The organism is Paracoccus sp. (in: a-proteobacteria) (assembly GCF_030536915.1).
GTDB lineage: Bacteria > Pseudomonadota > Alphaproteobacteria > Rhodobacterales > Rhodobacteraceae > Paracoccus.
Window position 1 is genome coordinate 1 of the sequence record NZ_JAUNPC010000200.1, and the last position, 2039, is coordinate 2039.

Sequence of the window (2039 nt, forward strand, 5' to 3'; positions counted from 1 at the left end):
TCGTCATCCTGTCCACCGTCACGGCAGCCCGCGCCGCGTACGAGGATGAGCTGGTCGAATCGGCGCTGCCGCGCCTGTACTCGCTGCTGGCCGAGGTCGCGGCCACCGTCGAGGTCAAGTCGGGCTACGGGCTGACCATCGCGGACGAAATGAAGATGCTGCGCGCCGCCCGCCGCCTTGCGGCCGAGCGCCCCGTGCGGATCGTCACAAGCTGGCTCGCCGCCCATGCCGTGCCGCCCGAATACAAGGACCGTCCCGACGCCTACCTGGACGAGGTCGCCATTCCCGGCCTGCGGCAGGCCCATGCCGAGGGGCTGGTCGATGCCGTGGACGGCTTCTGCGAGGGCATCGCCTTTTCCGTCGCGCAGATGGCGCGGCTGTTCGACGTGGCCGCCGAACTGGGCCTGCCGGTCAAGCTGCATGCCGAGCAGCTGTCGCATCTGGGCGGCAGCAGGCTGGTGGCGGGGCGGGGCGGGCTGTCCGCCGATCACGTCGAATATGCCGATGCCGAGGACGCCGCCGCCCTGGCGCGGGCCGGAACCGTGGCGACCCTGCTGCCCGGCGCCTTCTATGCGCTGCGCGAGACGCAGATGCCGCCGATGGCCGCCTTCCGCCAGGCGGGCACCACCCTTGCCCTGGCGACCGACTGCAATCCCGGCACCTCGCCGCTGACCTCGCTGCTGCTGGCGATGAACATGGGCGCGACGCTGTTCCGCCTGACGCCCGAGGAAGCCTTGCGCGGCGTCACCGCCAACGCCGCCCGCGCGCTGGGGCTTGCCGACCGCGGGCGGCTTGAGCCCGGCCTGCGCGCCGACCTTGCCGTCTGGAACGTCGCCCATCCGGCCGAACTGACCTACCGGATCGGCTTCAACCCGCTTCACCGCCGCTATTTCGAGGGCAAACCATGCTGACCCTGACCCCCGGCGCCGCCACGCTGGCGCAATTGGAAACCATCTGGCGCGAGGGGCTGGCGGTGCGTCTGGACGCCGCCGCGCGGCCCGCCATCGAAGCTTCGGCCGCCCGTATCGAGGCGGCTGCTGCAGGGGGCGCGGCGGTCTATGGCGTCAACACCGGCTTCGGCAAGCTCGCCTCGGTCCGCATCGCGCCCGAGGACACCGCGACGCTGCAGCGCAACCTGATCCTGTCGCATTGCTGCGGCGTGGGCGACCCGCTGGACCGAGCGGCGGTGCGGCTGATGATGGCGTTGAAGCTTCTGTCGCTGGGACGCGGCGCTTCGGGCGTCCGGCCCGTCATCGTCGAACTGATCGAGGCGATGCTGGCGCGCGGCGTGACCCCGGTGATCCCCGAGCAGGGCAGCGTCGGCGCCTCGGGCGACCTGGCGCCCTTGGCGCACATGGCCGCCGTGATGATCGGCCATGGCGACGCCTTCGTCGGCGATGAGCGCCTGCCCGGCGCCGAGGCGCTGGCGCGGGCGGGGCTGGCCCCCGTGACACTGGGCGCCAAGGAAGGGCTCGCGCTGATCAACGGCACCCAGTTCTCGACCGCGCTGGGGCTGATCGGGCTGTTCCGCGCGATGGCCTGCGCCCGCGCGGCGGTCGTGACGGCCGCGATGTCCACCGACGCCATCATGGGCTCGACCGCGCCGACGCGGGCCGAGATCCACACTCTGCGCGGCCACCAAGGCCAGATCGAGGTCGCCGCCGCCATCCGCGCCCTGCTGGAGGGCAGCGCCATCCGCGAAAGCCACCGCGAGGGCGACAGCCGCGTGCAGGACCCTTACTGCATCCGCTGCCAACCACAGGTGACGGGGGCTGCGCTGGACGTGCTGCGCTTTGCCGCCCGCACCCTGCTCGTCGAGGCGAACGCCGTCACCGACAACCCGCTGGTCCTGTCGGACGGCAGCATCGTCTCGGGCGGGAACTTCCATGCCGAGCCGGTGGCCTTCGCCGCCGACCAGATCGCGCTCGCTGTGGCCGAGATCGGATCGATCGCGCAGCGCCGGATCGCGCTGATGGTGGACCCGGCGCTGAACTTCAACCTGCCGCCCTTCCTGACACCCGCGCCGGGACTGAACAGCG

2 protein-coding genes are annotated in these 2039 nt (G+C 72.0%); both read left to right on the forward strand.

What is annotated here, in order from left to right:
* The coding region (gene hutI, locus Q4F04_RS15690; RefSeq protein ID WP_303370719.1) for an imidazolonepropionase at positions 1–911 on the forward strand (911 nt) is incomplete at its 5' end.
* Positions 905–2039, forward strand: a 1135-nt coding sequence (locus Q4F04_RS15695) for a histidine ammonia-lyase (protein WP_303370720.1), incomplete at its 3' end; no start/stop codon positions are given. The genes hutI and Q4F04_RS15695, both read left to right, overlap by 7 nt.